At 74.7% G+C, this 25,442-nt stretch carries 27 protein-coding genes; 1 reads left to right on the top strand and 26 read right to left on the bottom strand.

The features are described 5' to 3' along the window. Positions 1–11: 11 nt before the first annotated feature. The 7 genes from ACI769_RS02355 to rpsB all read right to left on the bottom strand — a co-directional run bounded on the left by ACI769_RS02355 (position 12) and on the right by rpsB (position 6,163). On the bottom strand, positions 12–563 hold the full coding sequence (locus tag ACI769_RS02355; RefSeq protein WP_021482018.1) for a DivIVA domain-containing protein: 552 nt from the start codon (positions 561–563) through the stop codon (positions 12–14). Continuing rightward, a complete protein-coding gene (rlmN, locus tag ACI769_RS02350; protein ID WP_218004301.1) occupies positions 560–1,651 on the bottom strand; it encodes a 23S rRNA (adenine(2503)-C(2))-methyltransferase RlmN in 1,092 nt (363 codons plus the stop codon). The genes ACI769_RS02355 and rlmN overlap by 4 nt, the downstream gene beginning before the upstream one ends. Positions 1,652–1,764: 113 nt before the next feature. Further along, complete coding sequence (locus ACI769_RS02345) at positions 1,765–2,622, bottom strand: phosphatidate cytidylyltransferase (RefSeq protein WP_085388122.1); 858 nt, start codon at positions 2,620–2,622, stop codon at positions 1,765–1,767. Positions 2,623–2,654: 32 nt separating this feature from the next. Continuing rightward, complete coding sequence (gene frr, locus ACI769_RS02340) at positions 2,655–3,212, bottom strand: ribosome recycling factor (RefSeq protein WP_021482015.1); 558 nt, start codon at positions 3,210–3,212, stop codon at positions 2,655–2,657. A gap of 75 nt (positions 3,213–3,287) precedes the next feature. Beyond that, on the bottom strand, positions 3,288–4,043 hold the full coding sequence (pyrH, locus tag ACI769_RS02335) for a UMP kinase (protein WP_031315725.1): 756 nt from the start codon (positions 4,041–4,043) through the stop codon (positions 3,288–3,290). A 163-nt stretch (positions 4,044–4,206) separates the two neighbouring features. Next, on the bottom strand, positions 4,207–5,046 hold the full coding sequence (gene tsf, locus ACI769_RS02330; RefSeq protein ID WP_034652463.1) for a translation elongation factor Ts: 840 nt from the start codon (positions 5,044–5,046) through the stop codon (positions 4,207–4,209). A gap of 133 nt (positions 5,047–5,179) precedes the next feature. Then, a complete protein-coding gene (gene rpsB / locus ACI769_RS02325) occupies positions 5,180–6,163 on the bottom strand; it encodes a 30S ribosomal protein S2 (protein WP_034652460.1) in 984 nt (327 codons plus the stop codon). Positions 6,164–6,594: 431 nt separating this feature from the next. On the opposite strand from rpsB, the gene ACI769_RS02320 reads away from it, so the two are divergent. Next, positions 6,595–7,284 (top strand): murein hydrolase activator EnvC, encoded by a 690-nt coding sequence (locus ACI769_RS02320; protein WP_232322584.1) that lies wholly within the window; start codon positions 6,595–6,597, stop codon positions 7,282–7,284. Positions 7,285–7,345: 61 nt separating this feature from the next. Here the strand turns inward: ACI769_RS02320 and ACI769_RS02315 are convergent, their stop codons facing one another. The 19 genes from ACI769_RS02315 to ACI769_RS02225 form a co-directional block, all read right to left on the bottom strand. Continuing rightward, the gene (locus tag ACI769_RS02315) at positions 7,346–8,242 is read right to left on the bottom strand and encodes a tyrosine recombinase XerC (protein ID WP_085388801.1); all 897 of its coding nucleotides are present in this window, start codon (positions 8,240–8,242) and stop codon (positions 7,346–7,348) included. Between the two features lie 224 nt (positions 8,243–8,466). Further along, complete coding sequence (gene dprA / locus ACI769_RS02310) at positions 8,467–9,846, bottom strand: DNA-processing protein DprA (RefSeq protein WP_085388123.1); 1,380 nt, start codon at positions 9,844–9,846, stop codon at positions 8,467–8,469. Positions 9,847–9,871: 25 nt separating this feature from the next. Further along, positions 9,872–11,410 (bottom strand): YifB family Mg chelatase-like AAA ATPase, encoded by a 1,539-nt coding sequence (locus ACI769_RS02305; protein ID WP_043653248.1) that lies wholly within the window; start codon positions 11,408–11,410, stop codon positions 9,872–9,874. Further along, positions 11,410–11,769 (bottom strand): YraN family protein, encoded by a 360-nt coding sequence (locus ACI769_RS02300; protein ID WP_021483325.1) that lies wholly within the window; start codon positions 11,767–11,769, stop codon positions 11,410–11,412. The genes ACI769_RS02305 and ACI769_RS02300 overlap by 1 nt, the downstream gene beginning before the upstream one ends. Before the next feature lie 113 nt (positions 11,770–11,882). Continuing rightward, positions 11,883–12,182 (bottom strand): DUF2469 domain-containing protein, encoded by a 300-nt coding sequence (locus ACI769_RS02295; protein WP_024840525.1) that lies wholly within the window; start codon positions 12,180–12,182, stop codon positions 11,883–11,885. A 50-nt stretch (positions 12,183–12,232) separates the two neighbouring features. Then, positions 12,233–13,063 carry a ribonuclease HII gene (locus ACI769_RS02290; RefSeq protein WP_369824901.1) on the bottom strand — a complete coding sequence of 277 codons (831 nt, stop codon included), beginning with the start codon at positions 13,061–13,063 and terminating at the stop codon, positions 12,233–12,235. Next, on the bottom strand, positions 13,060–13,875 hold the full coding sequence (lepB, locus tag ACI769_RS02285; protein WP_170982093.1) for a signal peptidase I: 816 nt from the start codon (positions 13,873–13,875) through the stop codon (positions 13,060–13,062). Before lepB ends, ACI769_RS02290 begins: the two co-directional genes overlap by 4 nt. Before the next feature lie 143 nt (positions 13,876–14,018). Beyond that, on the bottom strand, positions 14,019–14,378 hold the full coding sequence (gene rplS / locus ACI769_RS02280) for a 50S ribosomal protein L19 (RefSeq protein WP_021483307.1): 360 nt from the start codon (positions 14,376–14,378) through the stop codon (positions 14,019–14,021). Positions 14,379–14,651: 273 nt separating this feature from the next. After that, positions 14,652–15,470, bottom strand: a complete 819-nt coding sequence (gene trmD / locus ACI769_RS02275; protein WP_085388124.1) for a tRNA (guanosine(37)-N1)-methyltransferase TrmD — start codon at positions 15,468–15,470, stop codon at positions 14,652–14,654. A gap of 1 nt (position 15,471) precedes the next feature. Then, positions 15,472–16,062: a ribosome maturation factor RimM gene (gene rimM, locus ACI769_RS02270; RefSeq protein ID WP_085388125.1), complete on the bottom strand. Its 591-nt coding sequence runs from the start codon at positions 16,060–16,062 to the stop codon at positions 15,472–15,474. A gap of 136 nt (positions 16,063–16,198) precedes the next feature. Continuing rightward, positions 16,199–16,438 (bottom strand): RNA-binding protein, encoded by a 240-nt coding sequence (locus tag ACI769_RS02265; RefSeq protein WP_021482889.1) that lies wholly within the window; start codon positions 16,436–16,438, stop codon positions 16,199–16,201. Then, the gene (gene rpsP / locus ACI769_RS02260) at positions 16,438–16,875 is read right to left on the bottom strand and encodes a 30S ribosomal protein S16 (protein WP_021482888.1); all 438 of its coding nucleotides are present in this window, start codon (positions 16,873–16,875) and stop codon (positions 16,438–16,440) included. The genes ACI769_RS02265 and rpsP overlap by 1 nt, the downstream gene beginning before the upstream one ends. Positions 16,876–17,054: 179 nt before the next feature. Then, on the bottom strand, positions 17,055–18,176 hold the full coding sequence (locus tag ACI769_RS02255; protein WP_085388126.1) for an amidohydrolase family protein: 1,122 nt from the start codon (positions 18,174–18,176) through the stop codon (positions 17,055–17,057). A 149-nt stretch (positions 18,177–18,325) separates the two neighbouring features. Beyond that, positions 18,326–19,939, bottom strand: coding sequence for a signal recognition particle protein (ffh, locus tag ACI769_RS02250; RefSeq protein WP_034652454.1), 1,614 nt, complete (start codon positions 19,937–19,939; stop codon positions 18,326–18,328). Positions 19,940–20,050: 111 nt separating this feature from the next. Next, on the bottom strand, positions 20,051–21,898 hold the full coding sequence (locus ACI769_RS02245) for a [protein-PII] uridylyltransferase (protein ID WP_085388127.1): 1,848 nt from the start codon (positions 21,896–21,898) through the stop codon (positions 20,051–20,053). A gap of 16 nt (positions 21,899–21,914) precedes the next feature. Continuing rightward, positions 21,915–22,253 carry a P-II family nitrogen regulator gene (locus tag ACI769_RS02240; RefSeq protein ID WP_021483028.1) on the bottom strand — a complete coding sequence of 113 codons (339 nt, stop codon included), beginning with the start codon at positions 22,251–22,253 and terminating at the stop codon, positions 21,915–21,917. Next, a complete protein-coding gene (locus ACI769_RS02235) occupies positions 22,250–23,563 on the bottom strand; it encodes an ammonium transporter (protein ID WP_085388128.1) in 1,314 nt (437 codons plus the stop codon). The genes ACI769_RS02240 and ACI769_RS02235 overlap by 4 nt, the downstream gene beginning before the upstream one ends. 282 nt (positions 23,564–23,845) lie before the next feature. Next, positions 23,846–25,027: a signal recognition particle-docking protein FtsY gene (gene ftsY, locus ACI769_RS02230; protein WP_085388129.1), complete on the bottom strand. Its 1,182-nt coding sequence runs from the start codon at positions 25,025–25,027 to the stop codon at positions 23,846–23,848. A 29-nt stretch (positions 25,028–25,056) separates the two neighbouring features. Then, complete coding sequence (locus tag ACI769_RS02225; RefSeq protein WP_043660617.1) at positions 25,057–25,440, bottom strand: hypothetical protein; 384 nt, start codon at positions 25,438–25,440, stop codon at positions 25,057–25,059. Positions 25,441–25,442 lie beyond the last annotated feature (2 nt).

Raw genomic sequence — 25,442 nt, 5'->3', positions numbered from 1 at the left:
GTGGGGCGTCGTCACTCGACGCCGAGCAGCACCTCGATGGCGCGCGCGAAGAACGCGTCGACCGGACCCTCCGCGTAGCCGTCGCGCCCGCGCGCCCGGCCGAACGTCGCGGACCGGATCTCGGCCGCCGTGATCGGGACCTGGCGGTCGAAGTAGGCGACGAGCCGGTCGCACAGGTCGTCGACGTCGTCGATGTCGTAGGCCGGCTTGCCGCGCTCCGCGAGCGCGAACTTCTCGCCGTCGGGGCGACCGAGGCGCCCGTAGAGCGTCCGCGCGCGCTCGGCGAGCGCGTTCATCCACGCCTGCTGCCCGTGCGCCGCGACGTACTCGGCCCGCTGGCGCGCGATGAACGCGCCCTCGAGCCGGTCGAGGGCGGCGTCGACCTCGTGCGTGTCGTAGCCGCCACGGACCAGGTCGAAGACCGACGCCTGGATCTCGGTGCTCGTGAGCCGCTCCGACACCCGGCCCTCGTAGACGTCACGAGCGTGCTCGAAGAAGTCGTCGACCTCCTCGGGGTCGTACCCGTTCCGGGTCTTCGACACCGTGGTGAACAGCGAACTCACTCGTCCTCCTCTGCAGCGAGCTGCCCGCAGGCGCCGTCGATGTCGCTGCCGCGGGTGTCACGGATCGTCGTCGGGATCCCGTGACCGCGCAATCGTGCCACGAACTCCGCCTCGACGGCAGGGTCGCTGGCCGTCCAGATCGATCCGGGCGTCGGGTTGAGCGGGATCGGGTTGACGTGGACCCAGCCGCGGCCGCGCGCGTTGAGCTTCTCGCCCAGGAGATCGGCACGCCACGCGTGGTCGTTCATGTCCTTGATGAGCGCGTACTCGATGCTCACGCGGCGGCCCGTGACCTCGAAGTAGTGCCGGGCCGCGTCGAGCGTCTCGTCGACGCTCCACCGGGTGTTGATCGGCACGAGCTCGCTGCGCAGGTCGTCGTCCGGGGCGTGCAGCGACAGCGCGAGGGTCACCGGGATCCCCTCGTCGGCGAGCTTGCGCATCGCGGGCACGAGCCCGACCGTCGACACCGTGATGTTGCGGGCGGACATCCCGAGCCCGTCGGGCGCGGGGGCGACCAGACGGCGCACCGTGCCCATGACGGCCTTGTAGTTCGCGAGCGGCTCGCCCATGCCCATGAACACGAGGTTGTTGAGGCGCGCCGGGCCGCCCGGGATCTCGCCGTCCGCGAGCGACCGGGCCGCGGAGCGCACCTGCTCGACGATCTCCGCGACCGAGAGGTTGCGCGTCAGGCCGAGCTGCCCCGTCGCGCAGAACGGGCACGCCATGCCGCAGCCCGCCTGGCTCGACACGCACAGGGTCGAGCGCTGCGGGTAGCGCATGAGGACCGACTCGACCTTCGCGCCGTCGAAGAGGTGCCACAGCGTCTTCACGGTCGTGCCGCCGTCGGCCTCCATGCGCCGCGCCGCCGTGAGCAGCGGCGGGAAGAGCGCCTCGGCGAGCACGTCCCGGGTCGCCTTCGGCAGGTCCGTCATCGCCTCGGGGTCGCGCGTGAGGTGCGCGTAGTAGTGCGTCGCGAGCTGCTTGGCGCGGAACGGCTTCTCGCCGAGCTCGACGACGACGTCCCGCACCTCCTCGGGCGCGAGGTCGGCGAAGTGGCGCGGCGGCTTGCCGCGGCGCGGGGCCGACATGACGAGCGGCAGCGGCTTCGACTCCGCGGACGGGCGGACGGAACGGACGGTCATGAGGAGGTCCAAGCGTGGGGGGCGGTGCGGACGGGTGCGCCGCGCCGTGAGCCGGGCCGTCAGGCGGCCAGGGCGAGCAGCACGTACACGAACGGGGCGGTGAGGAGCATGGAGTCGAGCCGGTCGAGGATGCCTCCGTGGCCGGGCAGGAGCGACCCCATGTCCTTCAATTCTAGGTCCCGCTTGATCATGGACTCGGCGAGGTCGCCGATCGTCGCCGTGAGCGGCGCCAGGACGCCCAGCGCGACGCCGAGCAGCGGGCTCGCGCCGAGCCCCACCACCGCGCCGACGACCCCGACGGCGGTCGCCAGCACGAACGACCCGGCGAGCCCCTCCCACGACTTCTTGGGGCTGACGGACGGGGCGAGCGGGTGCCGTCCGAACAGGACGCCCGCGACGTACCCGCCGACGTCGTTCGCCACCGCCAGCAGGATGAAGAGCAGGACCCGCACGCGCCCGTCCGGTGCGGCGAGCATGAGCATGACGAAGCCCGCCATGAACGGCAGGTACGCCGCCGCGAAGGTCGCTGCGGCGGCGTCGCGCACGGCGGCCGTGCCCGACCCGTCGATCACGCGCCAGACCACCGCCCCCGCCACGGTGAGCATGAAGGAGACCAGCAGCGCCTCGGGCCCCGAGTAGTACGAGGAGACGAGGATGCCGACCGTGCCCACGAGGAGCGGGAGCAGCGGGAGGTGCAGGTCGCGGCGCCGGAACGCCTGGGCGAGCTCCCACAGGGCCGCGCCCACCGCAACGGTCGCGAGCAGCACGAAGAGCTCGGGCCGGAAGGCGAGGCTGACCGCGACGAGCGCGAGCAGGCCGAGGCCCACCGCGATCGCCACGGGGAGGTTGCGGCCCGCCTTGGGTGCGCGCGCCGTGGTCGTGCCTTCGCCTGCGGACGTCGAGGAGGTGTCGGTCATCGGTGCGTGGAGGAGCTCGCCGGACGAGGTGCTCAGACCTCGAGCAGCTCGCTCTCCTTGCCCGCGAGCAGCGCGTCGACCTGGTCGACGTGCGCCTTCGTGAGGACCTCGAGCTCCTTCTCGGCGCGCGCGACCTCGTCCTCGCCCGCCTCGCCGTCGCGCGCGATGCGGTCCAGCTCCTCCTTCGCCCGACGGCGGACGTTGCGGATCGCGACGCGCGAGTCCTCCGCCTTCGACTTCGCGAGCTTCACGAAGTCACGACGGCGCTCCTCCGTGAGGGCGGGCAGCACGACCCGGACGACGTTGCCGTCGTTCGAGGGGTTCACCCCGAGGTCGGAGTCGCGCAGCGCCTTCTCGACCGCGGTCATCGAGCTCTTGTCGAACGGCGAGACGAGGATCGTGCGCGCCTCGGTCACCGTGAACGACGCGAGCTGCTGCAGCGGGGTCGGGGCGCCGTAGTAGTCGACCGTGATCTTGTTGAACATCGCGGCGTTCGCACGGCCCGTGCGGATCGCGGCGAAGTCCTCCTTGGCCACCTCGACGGCCTTGTCCATCTTCTCCTCGGCCTCGAGGAGGGTCTCGTCGATCACCAGTGCTCCTTCGTCGTTCGTCGTGGGTCGGTCCGTGCGGTCGTGGCCGGGGTCACCGGCCTGGTCGCACCGGTGTCAGTCGGTCGTGACCAGTGTGCCAATATTCTCGCCGACCAGGGCGCGCGTGACGTTCCCCGGCTCGCTCATGCCGAACACCCGCATGCGCACGTCGTTGTCCCGGCACAGGCTCAGCGCCGTCGCGTCCATGACCCCGAGGTCGTTGACGAGCGCGTCGGTGTACGTCAGGTGGTCGAGCTTGGTGGCCGAGGGGTCCGTGCGCGGGTCCGCCGTGTAGACGCCGTCCACGCCGTTCTTGCCCATGAGGACCTCCTGGCAATGCGTCTCGAGGGCGCGCTGCACGGAGACCGTGTCGGTCGAGAAGTACGGCATCCCGGCGCCGGCGCCGAAGATGACGACGCGGCCCTTCTCGAGGTGCCGGATCGCGCGCAGCGGGATGTACGGCTCGGCGACCTGGCCCATCGCGATGGCGGTCTGCACGCGCGTCTTCACCCCCGCCTGCTCGAGGAAGTCCTGGAGCGCGAGGCAGTTCATGACCGTGCCCAGCATGCCCATGTAGTCGGCACGCGCGCGGTCGAGCCCGCGCTGGGAGAGCTCCGCCCCGCGGAAGAAGTTGCCGCCACCGACCACGATGGCGACCTGGACGCCCTGCTCGACCGCGGCCGCGATCTCCTGGGCGACGCGCTGGACGACGTCGGGCGCGAGGCCGATCTGCCCGCCGCCGAACGTCTCGCCCGACAGCTTGAGGAGCACCCGCCGGTGCTCGGTCCCCGTCCGGGGCTCGGTCTGCTCGCCTGCCGTCACTGTCGACACCTGTCCTTCGTCCTGGCCCGGTGGGGCGGGGTGGTCCTGCTCCGCCGTCGTCCACCTGATGGTGCGGCACGTCGGCGGTCGTCGCGCGCCCGGGCCGGGCCCGGGTGCGCGGTCGGCCCGGACCCGCCGTCCACGAGACGACGGGGCCGGGCCGACGGGGGCGTCAGGCGCCGACGCGGTAGCGCACGAACTCCGTGATGGTGCCGCCGGCCTCGGAGACGACCTGGCCGACCGTCTTCTTCGGGTCCTTCGCGAGCGGCTGGTCGACGAGGACGACGTCCTTGAAGAAGCCGTTGAGGCGACCCTCGACGATCTTCGGCAGCGCGGCCTCGGGCTTGCCCTCGTTGCGCGAGGTCTCCTCGGCGATGCGGCGCTCGTTCTCGACCGTCTCGGCCGGGACCTCGTCGCGCGAGAGGTACGTCGGGGACATCGCGGCGACGTGCTGCGCGACGTCCTTCGCGACGGCCTCGCCCGCGGCGTCCGTGGCGACGACGACGCCGATCGACGGCGGCAGGTCGCGCGCGGTGCGGTGCAGGTACGCGGTGACGCGCTCGCCCGCGACGCGGGTCACGCGGCGCAGGACGATCTTCTCGCCGAGCGTCGCGGCCTGGTTGTCGATGACCTGCTGGACGGTCTCGCCGTCCGCGTCCGCGGCGAGCGCCGCGTCCGCGTCGCGCGCGCCGGCCTCGGCCGCGGCCTTGAGCACGCGGTCCGCGAGGGAGATGAACGTGTCGTTCTTCGCGACGAAGTCCGTCTCGGAGTTGAGCTCGATGAGCGTCGCGACCTGGCCACCCTCGGTGTCGCGGATGTCGACGGCGACGAGGCCCTCGGAGGTCGAGCGGCCCTCGCGCTTGGCGACGCCCTTCAGACCCTTCACACGGATGATCTCGAGCGCCTTGTCCGCGTCGCCGCCCGCCTCGTCGAGAGCCTTCTTGACGTCGAGCATGCCGGCGCCGGTGCGCTCGCGCAGGGCCTTGATGTCAGCGGCGGTGTAGTTCGCCATGGTGGTTCCTCACTCGTGGTTCGTCACGGGTACTTCGTCACAAGCGACGTGCTGGCGGCACCGCGTGGGTGCCCGGTACGCCGGTGGTACGGCACGGGGTGCGCGACGGTCGCCCGTCGCGCACCCCGGGACGTCACTTGGTCTCGTCGGCCTCGGCGTCGGCGACCACGGCCTCGGCGTCCGCGACGACGGCAGCCTCGGCGGCGGCCTCCTCGACGACCTCGGCGGTGGCGTCACCCGGCTCCTCGGCGGCGACCTCGGCGGCAGCCTCGGCCACGCCCTCGGCCGCGGCGGCCTCGACGTTCGCCTCGGCGGCCTTCTCGTCCGCCTCGAGCTGCTGCTCGGCGCCGGCGAGGAGCTCGCGCTCCCACTCGGCCAGCGGCTCGGCGGAGGCGCCCGCCTCGGCCTCGGCGCCCGAACGGCCCGAGTGACGCTGGAGCAGACCCTCGGCGACGGCGTCCGCGATGACCCGCGTGAGCAGCGTCACGGAGCGGATCGCGTCGTCGTTGCCCGGGATCTTGTAGTCCACGACGTCGGGGTCGCAGTTCGTGTCGAGGATCGCGACGATCGGGATGTGGAGCTTGCGCGCCTCGTCGACCGCGAGGTGCTCCTTGTTCGTGTCGACGATCCACACGGCGGAGGGGACCTTCGCCATGTCGCGGATGCCGCCGAGCGTGCGGGCGAGCTTGTCCTTCTCGCGACGCAGGACGAGGAGCTCCTTCTTCGTGAGCGCCGAGCCGGCGACGTCGTCGAAGTCGATCTCCTCGAGCTCCTTGAGGCGCTGGAGACGCTTGTGCACCGTGGTGAAGTTGGTGAGCATGCCGCCGAGCCAGCGGTGGTTCACGTAGGGCATCCCGACGCGCGCGGCCTGCTCGGCCACGGGCTCCTGGGCCTGCTTCTTGGTGCCGACGAAGAGGATGGAGCCGCCGTGCGCGACGGTCTCCTTGACGAACTCGTACGCGCGGTCGATGTACGACAGCGACTGCTGGAGGTCGACGATGTAGATGCCGTTGCGCTCGGTGAAGATGAAGCGCTTCATCTTCGGGTTCCAACGGCGGGTCTGGTGCCCGAAGTGGACACCGCTCTCGAGGAGCTGGCGCATGGTCACGACGGCCATGACACGTCCTTTCGCCGTGCGGCCCGGGATCCACCCGGTGCGCGCACGCTTCTGGCGGCCCCTCCCGTGGGACGGGCCGCGGTGCGGTTGTCGGTGACGACCCTGGTGGTCGCACCCCTGGCGCCACCCGTGCCGACGCCTGCGACGCACCGTGGACGGTGCGAGCAGGACCGACGCCGGACGCGGCCCCACCCCGACCCGGACGGACCGGGAGACGAGGGCGAGGACGTGACGCGCGAAGTCGACCGGCTCCGTCCTCGGCCGAGGTGGTCCCTCGGGCCGGGCACGGCGAACGCGCCGGTCGCAGCGGCAAGTCTACCCGACGGCAGGGCCGACCACAGCCGCCGTCGCGCGCCGTCGTGCGGGCCGCTCGTCCACAGCCGAGCCCGCCGCGTCCGCGCCCGTCGACGTGACTCCGGCACCCTGACCCCGTGACCCTCGACCGCGCTCGTCTCCCGTCCGCTCACCCGCCCGCCCGCCGTGCGGTCCGTCTCGCCGACGGGCCGTCCGGCCGCACGACCGACCACCTGCCCGAGCATCCGGCCGTCGGGCCGTCCGGCGGCACGACCACGCGTCGTGCCCGGGTCCGCGGCGCCGCCCTCGTGCTCGGCGCGCTCGTGGTCCTCGCCGCACCCGTGGCAGGAGCGGCGTCGGCTCCCGGGCCCGGGCAGGGAGCCGCATCGAGCGGGTGGGTTCCCCCGCTCGACCGGGACGTCGCCGACCTGGGCGTGCTCGCGCCGTTCGACCCGCCCGAGCACGACTGGCTCCCGGGGCACCGCGGCGTCGACCTCGCGGCCGCCCCTGCGGAGACCGTCCGCTCCCCCGCCCCCGGCGTGGTGTCGTTCACCGGGCCCGTCGCGGGGCGCGACGTGGTCGTCGTCCTGCACGACGACGGGCTGCGCACCTCCCTCGAGCCCGTGACGGCGTCGGTCGGGCGCGGCGAGCGCGTGACGTCCGGGTCCGTGCTCGGCACGGTGCAGGCCGCGGAGAGCGCCGCGGGAAGCCACTGCGCCGCCACGTGCGTGCACTGGGGCGTGCGACGCGGCGAGCGCTACCTCGACCCGCTGGCTCTCCTCGGCGACCGGCCGCCGATCGTGCTGCTTCCCCTCGGGGAGGGCTGACCGCGCGGGCCGCGGCGGGTCACGGCGGACCACGGCGGACCACGGCGGACCACGGCCAGCGTCAGGCGCGCGGGAACGCCTGCTCGAACGAGGTGCGCAGCCGCTCCGCGGTCACGTGCGTGTAGCGCTGCGTCGTCGCGAGCGAGGAGTGCCCGAGGATCTCCTGCACGCTGCGCAGGTCCGAGCCCCCGGCGAGGAGGTGCGTCGCGGCGCTGTGCCGCAGGTTGTGAGGGGCGACGTCGTCGACGCCCGCCGCCGCGGCGAGGCGGTGCACCGCCTCGCGGACCTGCCGCTGCCCCCAGCGTCCCCCGCGGTCGCCCAGCAGGAGCGCGGGGCCCGAGCGCGCGGTGACGAGGGCGGGCCGGCCCACGTCGAGCCAGCGGGTCACCGCCCGCGCCGCCGGCACGCCGAACGGCACGACGCGCTCCTTGTCGCCCTTCCCGAGCACGCGCACCACGCGCTGCGCGAGGTCCACGTCGTCGACGTCGACCCCCGCGAGCTCGCCGACTCGGATCCCTGCCCCGTAGAGGAGCTCGACGGCGGCCCACTCGCGCAACCGGGCCGGCTCACCCTCGACGGCGGCCTCGCGCGCGTCGTCGAGCAGGCGCGCCGCCGCGTCGACCGCGAGGACGGTCGGCAGGGTGCGGGGCACGCGCGGGCTCGCGAGCCGCGCCGCCGGGTCGGAGTCGACGCGCCCCGTGCGCCGCGCCCAGTCGAAGAACGCGCGCGCCGCCGCGCCGCGTCGGGCGAGGGTCGCCCGGGCCAGCCCGCGCTCCGACTGCGTCGTGAGCCACGCACGCAGCGCGGTGAGGTCGACGTCGCGCGGGGCCGACGCGCCGTGGCGGACGGCGTGCCGCAGCAGCGACTCGACGTCGCCGGTGTAGGCGCGGACCGTGTGCGCCGACGTCCCCTGCGCCACCTCGAGGTGCACCGCGAAGTCCGCGAGCGCCGCACGCATCGCCTCGGGCAGCGCGACGGCGGGTTCGGCGACGCGCTCGTCCGCGGGGTGCTCCTCGGAGGTGTCTGCTCGTGTCACGCCCCCAGTCTCGCGCGCGACGAGCCCTGGCTCGGGGAGGCGCTCCGCTCTGCTCGCCGCTCAGGGCCCACGCACGCTCAGCGCGCCTCGCACGTCCCATGACTCATGGCTCACGCCGGCTCGGCACACCTCGCACGGCTCGTGACTCAGGGCTCACGCACGCGCCGCCAACCGCCGGGCACGCGCTCGGCGAGCCCCCGGGCCTCGAGCCTCCCCAGCGCACCGACCACGTCCGCCACGGCAAGACCTGCGGCCCGGGCCATCGCCTCGGTCGAGGCTCCCGCACGCAGCGGGAGCGCGTCCCACGTGCGCGTCTCGACGGGGTCCAGGTCGTCGTACGGGGCGTCGTGGGGTGCGCGCCACGAGGTCGCGGCGGGAGCGGCGGGTGCCGCGTCCCGCGCGAGGTCGCCCGCGAGCTCGACGACCTCGTCCGCGTCGGTGACGCACACCGCCACGCCGTCGCGCAGCAGCCGGTGGCACCCGGTCGACGCCATCGACGTCACGGGGCCCGGCACGGCACCGACCGGCCGCGAGAGCTCCGCGGCGCGCGACGCCGTGCTCAGCGAGCCCGAGCGCCAGGCCGCCTCGACGACGACCGTCGCCCGCGCGAACGCCGCGATGAGCCGGTTGCGCAGCAGGAACCGCACCCGGCTCGGGACGGACCCGGGCGGGACCTCCGAGACGACCGAGCCGCCCGACTCGACGACCGAGCGGAGCAGCTCGACGTTCCCGGCCGGGTAGAACCGGTCCACGCCCCCCGCGAGGAACGCGACCGTCGGTCCGCCCGAGAGGATCGCGGCCCGGTGCGCCGCCGCGTCGATCCCGTACGCGCCCCCGGACACGACGGTGAACCCTCGCGCCGCGAGGCCCGCCGCGATCTCGCCCGTCACGTGGCGGCCGTAGTCGGTGCAGGCGCGGGCGCCGACCACCGCGACCGAGCGCGCCGCGAGGTCCTGCACCGCTGCGCTCCCCCGCACCCACAGTGCGAGCGGGCGCACGGGCCCGAGGTCGTCGAGGCCGGACGGCCACCGGTCGTCGCCCGGCACGACGAGCGTGCCGCCGAGGCGCTCGAGCACACGCAGCTCGCGGCGCGGGTCCAGCCCGTCGAGGCGGGGAGCCCAGCGCCCGACGGCCCGCAGGAGCCGCGCCACAGACCGGGCGCGCGGGTCGTGGTCCGCCACGCGTGCGTCGGTCGACCGTCCCACCGCGTCGTGCTCAGCCGCGCGCCGGCCGGTCGACCGTGCCGCCGGGTCGGGCGCGTCCTCGCGGGCGCCGGGAGCGGGACCGACCACGGGGACGCCCGTCGGTCCTTCCCGTGCCGGAGCGGCACCGCCCGGCGCGCCGTCGTCGGCGAGCCGGACCAGCGCGCGGCGCGCGCCGGCCGGGTCACGGGCCGCCTCGTGGAGCCACTCGAGCGCCGGACCGGCGCCGAGCTGGTCGACGAGCGCGACCGCGACCTGGTCCCCCGGTTCCGCGACGCGCGACCACGCCGCGCGCGCGAGGCGTTCGTCGAGGACGTCGAACACGGGACGCCCGTCCCCGGACCCGCGTTCAGGCACGGTAGCCCCGCGTGCGCAGCGCGAGCCCGGTCCCGACGTCCGCCCTCGTGGGCGCGGCGCGCCCGGCGAGGTCGGCGACGGTCCAGGCGAGGCGCAGGACGCGGTCCGCGCCGCGCAGGCTGAGCGTGCCGCGGTCGAGCGCGCGGTCCACGTCGGCCAGGAGGCCCGCGTCGGGGCCGAGCTGCTCGCGCAGCCACGTGCCGGGCACCTCGCCGTTCGTGCGCCACGGCGTGCCGGCGAGCCGGGACGCGGCCGCCTCCCGGGCCGCGGCGACCCTGGCCGCGACGACCGCGCTCGGCTCGGGGGCGGCGGCTCGCGCGCGCTCGACCCGCGTCACCGGCCGGACCTCGACCTGCACGTCCACGCGGTCGAGGAGCGGGCCGGAGAGCCGACCGAAGTACCGTCGCTGCGCCACCGACGAGCACGTGCACTCGAGCCCCTTGCCGACGCCCTGGCCGCACGGGCACGGGTTGGCGGCGAGCACGAGCTGGAAGCGGGCGGGGTAGCGCGCCGTCCCGCCCGCCCGGTGGATGACGAGCTCGCCGTGCTCGAGCGGCTGGCGCAGCGTCTGGAGCACGCGCGCGCCGAACTCGGGCGCCTCGTCGAGGAAGAGCACCCCCCGGTGCGCCCGCGACGCGGCCCCGGGTCGGGGCAGGCCGCTGCCCCCGCCGACGATGGCGGCGGGCGTCGCGGTGTGGTGCGGGTCCTCGTAGGGCGGGCGGTGGACCAGCCCCGCGCCCGGGTCGAACACCCCGGCCACCGAGTGGACGGCGGTGACCTCGACCGCCTCGCTCTCCGTGAGGTCCGGCAGGATCCCGGGAAGCCGTGACGCGAGCATCGTCTTGCCCGCGCCCGGCGCCCCGACGAGGAGCAGGTGGTGGCCGCCCGCGGCCGCCACCTCGAGCGCGTGCCGCGCCTCGTCCTGGCCGACGACCTCCGAGAGATCCCCCGGACGGGCCACCGGCACGACGGGGCGCGGGACCACGACCGGCACGGCCGACTCGTCCGCGCCCTCGAGCGACGCGCCGTGGAGCCGCGCGACGTCCGCGAGGCTCGCCGCCCCGACCACCCGGGCCCCGGGCACGAGGCGCGCCTCCGCCACGTCGGCCGCCGGCACCACGACGTCCGGGAACCCGGCCGCGACCGCGGCCGCCACGGCGGGCAGGACGCCGCGCACGGGCTGGAGCCGGCCGTCGAGGCCCAGCTCGCCGAGGTGCACGACGCCGTCCGCCGCGCCCGCGGGCAGCACCTGGGCACCGGCGAGCAGCGCGACGGCGATCGCGACGTCGAAGCCCGTCCCGGACTTCGGCAGCGCCGCCGGCGACAGGTTGATCGTGACCTTGCGCTGGGGCCAGGCGATGCCCGACGACGTCACGGCCGCGCGCACGCGGTCGCGCGACTCGCTCAGCGCGGTGTCCGGCAGCCCGACGAGGACGAAGCCGGGGACGGACGCCGCGAGGTGGGCCTGCACCTCGACGACGTGGCCGGAGAGCCCGACGAGCGCGACCGCGCGCGTGGTCCCGAGCCCCATCAGGCGCTCACCCCGACGAGGTGCTCGACCCGTGCCGCGCCGGCGCGCGCCACGAGGACCGCGACGACGTCGATCCGGACCGACCGGGCGCGGACGTCGTGCGTCGCGAGCCACTCCCCCGTGAGCCGGCGCAGACGGCCGAGCTTCGCGGGCGTGACGGCCTGCGCCGGGTGCCCGAACCCCGTGCCGCGCCGGGTCTTGACCTCGACGGCCACGAGCACGTCGCCGTCGAGCGCGACGACGTCGAGCTCGCCGCGCGTCCCGCGCCAGTTGCGGTCGAGGAGCGTCCAGCCCGCCTCGACCAGGTGGGCCGCGGCCACCTTCTCCCCGTACCGCCCGACGGCGTCGTTCGCTCCCATGGGCTCACCTCCGCGGCCCACCGTGGGGCACGGCGCGGGAGCGGCGCCAGGGGCGCCGGGCGGCCTGTGGGACCGCCGTCAGCCAGTGGTCCTGTGCACGGCCACAAACGGCGTCAGAGCTGGAGCTCGGCCTTCGCGAGCTCCTCGACGTTGACGTCCTTGAACGTCACGACGCGCACGGACTTCACGAACCGCGCGGAGCGGTACACGTCCCAGACCCACGCGTCGGCGAGCCGCAGCTCGAAGTAGACCTCACCGGCGGCGGAACGCACCTGCAGGTCGACCTGGTTCGCCAGGTAGAAGCGGCGTTCGGTCTCCACCACGTACGAGAACAGGCCCACCACGTCGCGGTACTCGCGGTACAGCGCGAGCTCCATCTCGGTCTCGTAGTTCTCCAGGTCTTCGGCGCTCACGGCTCCATCATGGACCATCGGCGGCCACCGGACCGGACGGAGGGCACCGGTCAGCTCGTCGGCAGACCGGCCTCGGGGTCGAGCTCGAGCACGTCGACCGGGTCGCCGTACGCCGGGACGCCGATGCCCTCGTCACCGCGCTCGGGCAGGCGCCAGGACCGCCGGTGCTGCGGCGTCGGGCCGTGCTCGCGCAGGGCCTCGACGTGCGCCGCCGCCCCGTAGCCCTTGTTCTGGTCCCACCCGAAGGCGGGGTACTGGCGCGCCAGGCTCGTCATGAGGCCGTCGCGCTCGGTCTTCGCGAGCACGCTCGCGGCGGCGACCGACGCGCACTGCAGGTCCGCCTTGACGAGCGTGCGCACGCGCGGGTCGACGAGCCGGACGTCGTCGTGCGGGTCGAGGTCGAACGCCTCGAAGAGGTCCACCGCCGAGGGGCGGCTCAGCCAGTCGTGCTTGCCGTCGAGCAGGACCGCATCGACGTCGCCGACCGTCCGGCGCACCTGGGCGAGCGCACGGCGGCCCGCGAGCCGCAGCGCGCCCACGATCCCGTGCGCGTCGATCTCGGCCGGACCCGCGTGGCCCACCGCCCACGCGACGCACCACGACCGCGCGAGGGGCACGAGCGCCTCGCGCGCCGCCGCGGTGAGGAGCTTCGAGTCCGTGAGCCCGGGCGGGCACGGCTTCGTCGCGAGGTCGACGACCACGACCCCGACCGACACCGGCCCGGCGAGCGCGCCGCGACCGACCTCGTCCATCCCGGCGACGAGCCGCGCGCCGTCGCGCAGCATGGCGCGCTCCTGGCGCAGGTCCGGCCGACGACGCGCGGGTGCCCGGCGCGCCGGTGCCCGCGCGGGCTCCGGACGCGCGACGGCGTCGAGCGTCACGGCTCCACCTCGGGGACGTCGGCGAACACGTCGCCGGGGTTACGCAGCAGACCGACGTGCGACAGCGGCCACACCTTGACGAACGCCGTCCCCACGACGTTGCTCATCGGCACGAACCCGCCTCCAGGCTTGCCCGTGTTGTAGCGCGAGTCCAGGGAGTTCTGCCGGTTGTCGCCCATGACGAACAGCATGTCGGCGGGGACCGTGCGGTCGAACGCGTCCTGGCTGGGGATCGACCCCGGCTTGATGTACGTCTCGTCGATCGGCACGTCGTTGACGCTCACGCGGCCCTCGGCGTCGCAGCACACGACGTGGTCGCCCGGCACGCCGATGACGCGTTTGATGAGGTGCTCCCCCGTGTCCTGCGGCAGGAGGCCGACAAACGTCAGCGCCGCACGGACGGCCTCGGACACCGCGCTCTGGTCCTGAGGCTCCTGCGGCGGCAGCCAGCCGCCCGGGTCCTTGAACACGACGACGTCGCCCCGGTGCACGTCGAACGCGCCGGGCACGAGGCGGGACACCATCACGCGGTCGCCCTCGACGAGCGTGTCCTCCATCGAGGCGCTCGGGATGAAGAACGCCTGGACGAGGAACGTCTTGATGAGCAGGGACAGCACCAGCGCGCTGACCACGATGATCGCGGTCTCGCGCAGCAGCGACGACCTGCGCGGGCGCTCGCGCGGGGCGACCTCGTCCCCTTCGGCCGCGAGGTGCTGGCCGTGCGGGGGGCGCCCGTCGTCCTCGGGGCCGAGCGCCGCGCGCTCGGTGCCGGCGTCGGGGTGCGGGCCGCGGGGCGGGGCGCTGTCGGTCACGCGTTCACAATGCCACCTCGGGGGGCGATCCGGGAAACGGAACCGGCCCGCGGACAGCGCCCCCCGGGTACGCCGACGGCGGCCGTCCCGGGAGGGACGGCCGCCGTCGGAACGAGCGGAGCGGCGGTGTCGCCGACAGCCGATCAGCGGTTGGGCGCGGTCTCGCGCTTCTCCTTGATCTTCGCCTTCTTGCCGCGCAGCGCGCGCAGGTAGTACAGCTTGGCGCGACGCACGTCACCGCGCGTCACGACCTCGACGGACTCGATGGACGGCGAGTGCACGGGGAACGTGCGCTCGACACCCACGCCGAAGCTGATCTTGCGGACCGTGAACGTCTCGCGGACGCCGCTGCCCTGACGGGCGATGACGACACCCTGGAACGCCTGGACGCGGGAGCGGGTGCCCTCGACGACCTTGACGTTGACCTTGAGCGTGTCACCGGGGCGGAACTCCGGGACGTCGCTGCGCAGCGATGCTGCGTCGACGCTGTCCAGCGTGTGCATGGTGCTTCTCCTCGCCCGCCACAGGTCGGACGCGTGCTCGTGGCCCGGGCAGACCGGGCCGTCGTCGTATCGGTGGGGTGTGCCGTGCTGCGCGTGGACGGTCGTCGACCTCGCGGTCGTCGGGTCCGTCGTGCCAGTCCGCCCGAGGATCGGGCGCGGGCTCCCCTGTGGCAGAGGTCCGGGGCGGCACACACCGATCGACCATTCTGCCACACCCGTCGGCCCGGGCGGCAGTCCTCGCGGGCCGCGGGCGCGCGCCGGGAGGGTCCCCGCTCAGCCGTCGGCCGGGGCGGTGCGCTCCAGGTGGCCGTCGACGACGCCCCAGCCGGCCCCCGCGAGGACCTCCAGGTCGTGCCGGTCGAGCGCTGCGACGTCGAGCGCACGCACCATGTCCGGGCGGCGGCGGGCGGTACGACGCAGGGCCTGGTCCCGGCGCCAGCGCCGGATCCGGGCGTGGTGCCCGGACAGCAGGACGTCGGGCACCTCGAGGTCGCCCCACACGGGCGGCTTCGTGTAGACCGGGTACTCCAGGAGCCCCGCGGCCCCGTGCGACTCCTCGACGAGCGACTCCGGGTTGCCCACGACGCCCGGCAGCAGGCGCCCGACGGCCTCGATCATCACGAGCGCCGCGACCTCGCCGCCGTTGAGCACGTAGTCACCGATCGAGAGCTCGCTGACGCGCATCCCGGCGGCACGGTAGTGCTCGGCCACGCGCGCGTCGATGCCCTCGTAGCGTCCGCAGGCGACGACGAGGTGCTCCTCCGTCGCGAGCTCCTCGGCGGTGCGCTGGGTGAAGGTCGCGCCCGACGGCGTCGGCACGACCAGGTGCACCGCGCTCGCCTCTCCCGCGACCGCGTCGGTCGACAGACCGGACACGTCGTCGATCGCCCGCCCCCACACGTCGGGGCGCATGACCATGCCCGCGCCGCCGCCGAACGGCGTGTCGTCGACCGTGCGGTGCCGGTCCGTCGTCCAGTCGCGCAGGTCGTGGACGCGCAGGTCGAGGATCCCGGCCGTGCGGGCCTTGCCGACGAGCGACAGGTCCAGCGCGGCGAGGTAGTCGGGGAAGATCGTGACGACGTCGATCCGCACGTCAGGCCTCGCCGTCGGTGGAGGCGTCCTGCAGCCCGGGCCCGCCCGCCGCGTCGCCGGCGCTCGGCGCCGCGACCTCCAGGTGCTCCGCGTCCGACGCGAGCAGCCCGCCGGGCGGGTCGAGCACGACCCGGCCGCCGGCCACGTCGACGACCGGCACGATCTGCCGGACGAAGGGCACGAGCGTGCGGGCGCCGTCCGGCTCGCGCAGCACGAGGACGTCGTGCGCGGGCAGGTGCTCGAGGCCCTCGACGCGGCCCAGCACGCGGCCGTCCGTCCCCTCGGCGCGCAGCCCGGCGAGCTCGTGCGGGTACCACGCGTCCTCCTCGTCGGACGCCTCGGCCTCGACGACGAGCTCGACGCCGCGCAGCGCCTCGGCGCCCGTGCGGTCGCGCACGCCCTCGAACCCGACGAGCCAGCGGCCCTGGTGGACGCGCACGGTGGCGACGGTCAGGGGGCCGGCGTCGGCGGGCCGCGTCTCCAGACGCTCACCCACCGCGAGGCGTTCCTCGGGGTCGTCGGTGCGCAGGTCGAGGGCTACCTCGCCCCGCAGCCCGTGCGCCTTGCCGACGCGCGCGACGGTCAGCTCCATCGTCGTGACTCCTCGTGTGGTGCTGGATGGGACGGTGCACGCCGGTCCTCCGGCGACGGACGCAGGAAGGCCCGGCCCGCCGGTGGCGGGCCGGGCCTTGCCCGTCGCCCCTCGCGGGGCGTCGTCGGTGCGGGCCTCAGCGGCGGTCGACGTCCACGACGTCGACACGGACCGGCCCGTCGGTCGCGAGCGCGCCGACGACCGTGCGCAGGGCACGGGCGGTGCGCCCGCCGCGACCGATGACGCGGCCGAGGTCCTCCGGGTGCACCCGGACCTCGAGCAGGTCACCGCGACGCAGCGTCTTCGTGGCCACGCGGACGTCGTCCGGGTTGTCCACGATGCCGCGCACGAGGTGCTCGAGGGCCTCGGCGATCATCAGGCCTGCTCGTCGGCAGCGGCCTCGTCGGCCGCGTCGGCGGTCTCCTCGGCCGGAGCCTCGGTCTTCTTCTCGGCAGCCTTGGCCTTGACCTTCTCGGCGTCCGCGGCGGCGGCCTCGATGGCGGCGGTCGGGTCGACCTTCTCGCCCTTGACCTTGAGCGTGCCCTCGGCGCCGGGCAGGCCCTTGAACTTCTGCCAGTCGCCGGTGACCTTGAGGAGCGCGAGCACCTGCTCCGTCGGCTGCGCGCCGACGCCGAGCCAGTACTGGGCGCGGTCCGAGGTGATCTCGATGAACGAGGGCTCCTCGGTGGGGTGGTACTTGCCGATCTCCTCGATCACACGACCGTCGCGCTTGGTGCGCGAGTCGGCGACGACGACACGGTAGTACGGCGCACGGATCTTGCCGAGACGCTTCAGACGAATCTTGACGGCCACAGTGGTGGTCTCTCCTGGTTCTGGTTCGGGCGAACCCGCGATCGTCCCGTGGGGACAGGACGAGGAAGGGGTTCAGGACACGGCACGCGCCGGAGAGAGGGGCCGGGGCACGCCGAGTACCGGGACATTGTGCCAGACGGCGAGGGCATCGACCAACCTGCGGGCGGCGCCGGACCGCGTCAGGCGGCGGGCGCGACGATCTCGCCGCGCAGCACGACGGCGGTGGGGGCGCGCAGGACGCCGACATCCTTGCGCGGGTCCTGCGGGTAGACGACGAAGTCGGCCGACGCGCCCTCGACGAGCGACGTGTAGCCGAGGTACTCGCGGCCCTGCCAGCTCGCGGCCGCGACGACGGCGGCGTCGGGGATGCCCGCGGCGACGAGCTCGGCGCACTCGTCGGCGAGGCGGCCGTGCCCGATCGTCCCGCCCGCGTCGGTGCCGACGAGGATCTGGATGCCGGACTCGTACAGCGCCCGGGCCTGCTCGTACCGGCGCTCGTGCAGGCGCCGCATGCGGGCCGCGAACACCGGGTACCGGGCGTCCGCCTGGCGCGCGATGCTCTCGAACTGCCCGATCTGCAGCAGCGTCGGGGTGACCGCGACGCCCCGCTCGGAGATCTCGTACATGAGGTCGGGGTGGATCCCCGTCCCGTGCTCGATGCCGTCGACGCCCGCGGCGAGCAGCGACGGGATCACCTCGTCGGAGAACGCGTGAACGGTCACACGGGCGGCCTCCGCGTGCGCGGCCGCGACCGCCTCGGCGAGGACGTCGTCGGGCCACAGCGGCCGCAGGTCGCCCTGGGCACCGAGGTCGCGGTCGATCCAGTCCCCCACGATCTTGACCCACCCGTCGCCCTGGCGCGCCTCGCGGCGCACGGCCTCGGGGAGCTGGGCGACGTCGTCGAGCTCGAGCCCGTAGTGCCGCAGGTAGCGCTTGGGCCGGGCGAGGTGGCGCCCCGCCCGCACGAGGCGCGGCAGGTCGCGACGGCCGTGCACCCACCGGGTGTCGAGCGGCGAGCCGGCGTCGCGCACCAGGAGCACCCCGCTGTCCCGGTCCGTCAGCGCCTGCTCCTGCGCGGTCGTCGCGTCGACGGCGCCCTGGGCGCCCAGACCGACGTGGCAGTGCACGTCGACGAGGCCGGGCAGGGCCCAGCCCTCGAGCTCGACCATGTTGGTGCCCTGCGCCGACGGCCGGGTGAGGCTGATCCGCCCGTCCTTGACCCACAGGTCGCCCACCTCGCGGTCGTCGCCGACGATGACGTGGCCGCGGACGTGCAGCGTGGGGCCTTCCAGCGCGGACATGCGGCTCCTGGGTGAGGACGGACGGGACGGGGAGACGGCCCGGTCGGGGGCGCGGTGCGGCACCGGGCGGTGCCACGGACATAACCTAGCGCCCGGGCGGCTGCGGGTCGCACCCGGGCTCGAGGACGGCCGTCCGGGACGGCCGCGGCTCAGCGGCCGCCGAGCAGCTTCTCGAAGCCGGGCGGGAGCTGGAGGTCGTCCGGCGTCGGGGTGGACGGCGCGTCCGTGCCCCCCACGCCGAACGCGGAGCCCGACGGCGCCGCGGGACCCGTGAGCTCCCCCGCCGCGCGCGCGGCAGCCGCGCGCTCCTGCGCGGCTCGCTTCGCCGGGTTGCCCGACTTGCCCTTGACCTTGCGCTGCGGCGCCTGGCGGCCCCGCGCCTTCTTGCCGCCCATGCCCGGGAGGCTGCCCATGCCCGGCATCCCCGGCATCCCGCCGCCGCGGCTCATCTGCCGCATCATCTTCTGGGCGCCCGCGAAGCGCTCGAGGAGCTGGTTCACGTCGCTCGTCGTCACACCCGAGCCGCGGGCGATGCGCGCGCGCCGCGAGCCGTTGATGATCTTCGGATTGTCCCGCTCCGCGGGGGTCATCGACCGGATGATGGCCTCGATGCGGTCGACCTCGCGCTCGTCGAAGTTCTCGATGGCCTCGCGCATCTGGCCCATGCCCGGCAGCATGCCGAGCATCTTCTTCATCGAGCCCATGTTCTTCATCTGCTGCATCTGCACCAGGAAGTCCGCGAGCGTGAAGTCCTGCCCCGTGGCGACCTTCTCGGCCATCTTCGCGGCCTGCTCGGCGTCGAACGCCTTCTCGGCCTGCTCGATGAGCGTGAGGACGTCACCCATGTCGAGGATGCGCGACGCCATGCGGTCCGGGTGGAACGCCTCGAAGTCGGTGAGCTTCTCGCCCGTGGACGCGAACAGGATCGGGCGACCGGTGACCCCGCGGACCGACAGCGCGGCACCGCCGCGCGCGTCGCCGTCGAGCTTGGTGAGCACGACGCCCGTGAAGTCGACGCCCTCCTCGAAGGCCTTCGCGGTCGCGACGGCGTCCTGACCGATCATCGCGTCGATGACGAACAGGACCTCGTCGGGCTGCACGGCGTCGCGGATGTCCGACGCCTGCTGCATGAGGACGGCGTCCAGGCCGAGGCGGCCCGCGGTGTCGACGATGACGACGTCGTGCTGGCGCTGCCGCGCCGTCTCGACGCCCTCGCGCGCGACGGCGACCGGGTCGCCGATCACGTCGTCGACCTCGACGCCGCTCTGGTTGCCGGGGTGCGGCGCGAACACGGGGACGCCGGCGCGCTCCGCGACGACCGAGAGCTGGGTGACGGCGTTCGGGCGCTGCAGGTCGGCGGCGACGAGGAGCGGCGTGTGCCCCTGCTCGCGCAGGTGCAGGGCGAGCTTGCCCGCGAGCGTCGTCTTGCCCGCGCCCTGGAGGCCCGCGAGCATGATGACGGTCGGGGGCGTCTTGGAGAAGCGCAGCCCGCGGCTCTCGCCGCCGAGGATGCCGACGAGCTCCTCGTTGACGATCTTGACGACCTGCTGCGCCGGGTTGAGCGCCCCCGAGACCTCGGCCGAGAGCGCGCGCTCGCGCACGGTCGCGCTGAACTCGCGCACGACGGGCACCGCGACGTCGGCGTCGAGCAGCGCGCGCCGGATCTCCCGGATCGTCGCGTCGATGTCCGCCTCGGACAGCCGGCCCTTCGCACGCAGGTTCTTGAAGGTCGAAGTCAGTCGGTCCGACAGCGTGTTGAACACCGCGTCATCCTCACCAGTCGTCGGAAGTCTCGTGCGCGTCGGCCCTCCGTCGTCCCCGCTCCCCGGCAGACGTGGAGCGGGCACGGGACGGGCCGTCCGCGAGGGTCCAGCCTACCCGGCGGCGCCCGGTCCCCCCGGCACGGCGCCCAGCGCACGGAGCGTCTCGCCCACGAGGTCGTCCACGAGGCGCGCGCGCCATGCCGTCCACGCGCTCGGGCCGAGCGACGACGCGTCCGCCTCCGTGAGCGCGCGCAGCACCACGAGCAGGTCGGCGCGGTGGTCGACGGCGTCCGCGAGCTCCGCGACCGTCGCCGGGTCGTCGGGGTCCTCGCTCACGGCGAGGCGCGAGAGGGTGAGGTGGTGGCGCACGAGGCGCTCGACGTCGGCCACGACGTCCGGCTCGAAGCCCATGCGGCCGAGGATCGCGGGCACGAGCCGCGCGCCCTCGACGGAGTGGTCGGCGGCGCCGGCCCGCTTGCCGATGTCGTGCAGCACCGCGGAGAGCAGCAGCAGGTCGCTGCGCTCGACCTCCTTGCGGGCGCGCGCGGCGCGCGCCACGACCTCGACGAGGTGCCGGTCGACGGTGTGCCGGTGCACGGCCGCCCGCTGCGGCCGGTTGCGCACGCCCGCCCACTCGGGGATCCACGTCGTGACGACGCCCGCGAGGTCGAGCGCCTCCCACACCGCGACCTGGGCCTGGCCGGACCCGAGCAGGGCGAGGAACGCTGACCGCGCGGCGCGCGGCCACGGCTCCGGCAGGGCGGGGCAGCGCGCGAGGCTGGCGACGGACACGGGCGAGAGCGTCAGGCCCGTGCGCGCCGCGGTCGCCGCGGCGCGCAGCGACAGGAGCGGGTCCGACTCCGGGTGGGCGTCCACGGCGAGCACGAGCTCGCCGTCGTGCTCGACGAGCCCGTCGCCGACCGGCCGCAGCCGCGGCGCCGCGCGACGTCCCCGCACGAGCACCGGGCGCCGGGCGACCGACGGCCGCTGGAGCGCCTGGCGGGCCCGGCGGACCGTGGTGTCGAGCGCGTAGGAGATCTCGCGGCCCGCCGCGGCGAGGCTCGCGAGCAGCTCGTCGGGGTCGTCGTACCCGGACAGCGCGGCGACCTCGTCGAGGTCGGCGAGCAGCAGGCGGCTCGTGTGCCGACCGGTGACGACCTGGAGCGTGTCGCGGACGTCGAGCAGGTGGGAGTGCGCGCGGTCGACCGACCCGTGCGGGCGGTCGGTGAGCCAGGTCGCCGCGAGCGCCGAGAGCACGACCGCGTCCCGGATGCCGCCGCGCGACTCCTTGAGGTCGGGCTCGATGAGGTACGCGAGCTCGCCGGACCGCTCCGCGCGCTCGCGCGTCGAGGAGAGCAGGTCGGGCAGGCGGCGGCGCGACGCGGAGCGCCAGTCGGTGAGCACCGCGGAGGACGCGCGGTGCACGACGAGCGCGTCCCCCGCGACCGCGCGCACGTCGAGCCACCCGACGGCGGCGGGGACGTCCTTCGACGCCACCTGGCGGCACTGCGACAGGGAGCGCACCGCGTGGTCGAGGTCGACGCCCGCGTCCCACAGCGGGTACCAGAGCCGCTCGGCGACGCGCGCGACGTCGTCGGCGGTGTGGGTGCGGCCGTCGTGGACGAGGACGAGGTCGAGGTCGCTCGCCGGGCCCATGTCGCCCCGCCCGAGGCTGCCGACCGCGGCGAGCGCGAGCCCCTCGGGCGCGACGCCGTCGGTCGCCTCGAGCCAGAGGCCCGCGAGCGAGGACGTGACGAGGTCGACGACGGCGGCGCGGCGCGCGACCCCGCTGCGGCCCGGTCCGCTCATGGACCGCGCGACGTCGAGCATCCGCGCACGCAGGTCCCGCACCCCGTCGGGGTGCGGGACCTGCGTGCCGTGCTCTCCCGGCCCTGCCGGGCGCCCCGCCGATCCCCCTGCGACCCCGCCCGTGGTCGGGGTGTCGGCGTGGTGGGTCATCCGAGGGTCCGTCTCCTCACAGGGCGCCGGGGCCGTGCTCGCCCGTGCGCACCCGGGCGACGTCGTCCACGGTCACCGTCCAGACCTTGCCGTCGCCGATCTTGCCGGTCTGCGCCGCCTTGACGATCACCTCGGTGACCGCGGTGGCGTCGGCGTCGTCGACGAGGACCTCGATGCGGACCTTGGGGACCAGGTCCACCGTGTACTCGGCGCCCCGGTAGACCTCGGTGTGGCCCTTCTGGCGGCCGTACCCGCTGGCCTCGCTGACCGTCATGCCCCGCACGCCCGCGGCCTCGAGCGCCGACTTCACGTCGTCGAGCCGGTGCGGCTGGATGATTCCCGTGACGAGCTTCATGCCCGCACCTCCCTGATGACGCTGCCCTGCTGGATGGACTCGTACGCCGTCTCGCCGTGGACCGCGAGGTCGATGCCGCCGACCTCCGCGTCCTCGCTCACGCGCCAGCCCATCGTGACCTTGAGGATCAGGCCGATGACCGTCGTCGTGATCGCGGTGAAGACGATCGCGACGAGCGCGATGAGCACCTGGACGACGAGCTGCTGCGCGCCGCCCCCGAAGAAGAGGCCCGTGTCGGTCGCGAGGAAGCCGATCGCGACGGTACCCCAGAGCCCGGAGACGAGGTGGACGCCGACGACGTCGAGCGAGTCGTCGTAGCCGAAGCGGTACTTCAGGCCGACCGCGAGCGCGGAGAGCGCGCCGGCGACGAGGCCCAGGACGATCGACGTGACCGGGTTGAGCGCGCCGGCCGCGGGCGTGATCGCCACCAAGCCAGCGACGACGCCGGACGCGGCGCCGAGCGACGTGGCGTGACCGTCGCGGATCTTTTCCGTGACGAGCCAGCCGATGATGCCGGCCGCCGTGGCGCTCGTGGTGTTGATCCAGGCGAGGCCGGCCGTCTCGTTCGCGCCGAACGCCGAGCCCGCGTTGAAGCCGAACCAGCCGAACCACAGCAGGGCCGCGCCCAGCATGACGAACGGCAGGTTGTGCGGGCGCATCGGTTCGGTGCCGAAGCCCTTGCGCTTGCCGATGAGGAGCGCGAGCACGAGCGCCGCGACACCGGCGTTGATGTGGACGACGGTGCCGCCCGCGAAGTCGATCGGTGCGACCGTGGCGGCGCCGTCGGTCACCCCGAACACCTTCGCGGCGAGTCCGTTCTCGTTGGCCGAGAGGAAGCCGCCGCCCCACACCATGTGGGCGAGCGGGAAGTACGTGACCGTGACCCAGATCGCCGTGAACGTCAGCCACGTGCCGAACTTGACGCGGTCGGCGAGCGCACCCGAGATGAGCGCGACCGTGATGATCGCGAACGTCACCTGGAACGCGATGTCGACCACGTTCGGGTAGTTGCCGAGCGTGCTCGCGACGGCGCTGCCGTCGGCGTCCGTGATCGCCCCCGAGAGACCGAACTGCGCGAACGGGTTGGCGAACAGGCCACCCGTGCCGGCCTCGCCGTAGGACATGGACCAGCCCCACAGCACGTAGACGACGCCCACGACGGCCATCGCGCCGAAGGACATCATCATCATGTTCAGCACGGACTTGGCGCGGACCATGCCGCCGTAGAAGAACGCCAGTCCGGGCGTCATCAGGAGCACGAGGGATGCTGAGGTCAGCATCCACGCGGTCGCCCCGGTGTCCCACTCCATCGGATCATCTCCCCTCGCCGGCCGGGCGGCCGGTCGGGGACTACGGTGGTGCGGGCGGGTTTCCCCGGCGGTGTCGCCGCGTTACGCCGGCGTGACAAGGGCAGGCTGGACGTAAACGTTCGGTTTCGTCGCACCGCGCGGGCGCCTGGAGCGCGGCGCCGCGACCGTGCCGTGATCGCGCCGTGACACGACCGTGACCCGGCGGGGCGACCCGGACCGGCACCCGGCGGGGCACCCTGCCGGGCACTGCGGCCGGGCGTCGCGCCCGGCCGCGCCCGTGCCTCAGGCGCCGAGGAGCCCGTCGACGAACTGCTCCGGGTCGAACGGGGCGAGGTCGTCGGGCCCCTCCCCCAGGCCGACGAGCTTGACGGGCACGCCCAGCTCGCGCTGGACCGCGACGACGATGCCGCCGCGCGCGGTGCCGTCGAGCTTCGTCAGGACGATGCCCGTGACGCCCGCGACCTCGCCGAAGACGCGTGCCTGGTTGAGGCCGTTCTGCCCCGTCGTCGCGTCGAGCACGAGGAGGACCTCCGACAGCGGGGCCTCCTTGGTGATGACGCGCCGGATCTTGCCCAGCTCGTCCATGAGGCCCTGCTTGTTCTGCAGGCGCCCGGCGGTGTCGACGAGCACGACGTCCGCACCCTCGGTGCGGCCGCGGCGCACCGCGTCGAACGCGACCGCCGCCGGGTCGGCGCCGTCACGGTCGGACCGCACGGTCGGGACGCCGACGCGCGAGCCCCAGGTCTCGAGCTGGTCGGCGGCCGCGGCGCGGAACGTGTCGGCCGCGCCCAGCACGACGCTGCGGTCCTCGGCGACGAGCACGCGCGCGAGCTTGCCGACGGTCGTCGTCTTGCCGGTGCCGTTCACGCCCACGACCAGCACGACGGCGGGCACCGTCGACCCGTCCTCGGCGGTGCGCGGGGACGTCGCGAGCGAGCGGTCGAGCGTCGGGTCGACGAGCGCGACGAGCTCGGTCCGCAGGAGGTCGCGCACGCTCGCGGCGTCGCGCACCCCGAGGACGCGGACCTTGGTGCGCAGCGCGTCGATGAGCTCGCCGGCCGGCCCGGCGCCGACGTCCGCGAGGAGGAGGGTCTCCTCGAGCTCGTCCCAGTCGTCCTCGGTGAGGTGGTCCCGCGAGAGGACGGACAGCAGGCGGGCACCGAGCGGAGACCCGGAGCGCGCCAGGCGCTCGCGCAGCCGGACGAGCCGACCACCGACCGGCTCCGGGCGCTCGAGCGCGGGCGGGGCGGCGACGTCGGGCTCCGGCGGCGCCTCCACGGTCGCCGTGCCGGGCGGCGCCTCCACGGCGTCCGGCGCCGTCGCGGGGGGCGCGGCAGGGGCCGTGGGCGGGGGTTCGACGATGTCGCGGCGACCGCGGCGACGGACCGACACGGTCCCGGCGGTGACGAGGCCGACGACCAGGAGGACGCCGAGGACGATCCAGAGCGGGAGGAGGTCGTTCACCCCGGAAGTCTCTCAGACCGACGCGGTGCTCACGCCTCGGGAGGGCGCTCCCCCGGGTGCAGCGGGCGCACGCGCTCGCGCGCGCGGTGCAGGACGTCGGTGAGCTCCTCGGCGTCGACGTACGCGTTGGACGACACCTGCGTGGCCGTGAAGAAGTCGTCGATGCTCGTGTCCACCGGCCGCGGCATGCGCACGGTCGCGACGTGCTGGCCCGGGTTGTCGCCCCGGCGGCGACGCCGCCGCAGCCCCGAGCGGAAGTCGCGCCAGAAGGCGCGCATCCCCTGCTCGCCGTCCCGTCGGTCACCCGTCGCACCGGTCGACTGCGCCTCGGCGCGCGCGACGACGCTCGCGAACAGGAACACGACGGCGGCGACGCCGAGCGTGAGCCCCAGCCACACGAACATCCAGACCATGC

Origin of the sequence: Cellulosimicrobium sp. RS, assembly GCF_046159675.1 — a bacterium.
Lineage (GTDB): Bacteria > Actinomycetota > Actinomycetes > Actinomycetales > Cellulomonadaceae > Cellulosimicrobium > Cellulosimicrobium funkei.
The sequence above is the reverse complement of the archived record's forward strand: the minus strand, read 5'-3'. Positions and strand labels throughout refer to the sequence as shown.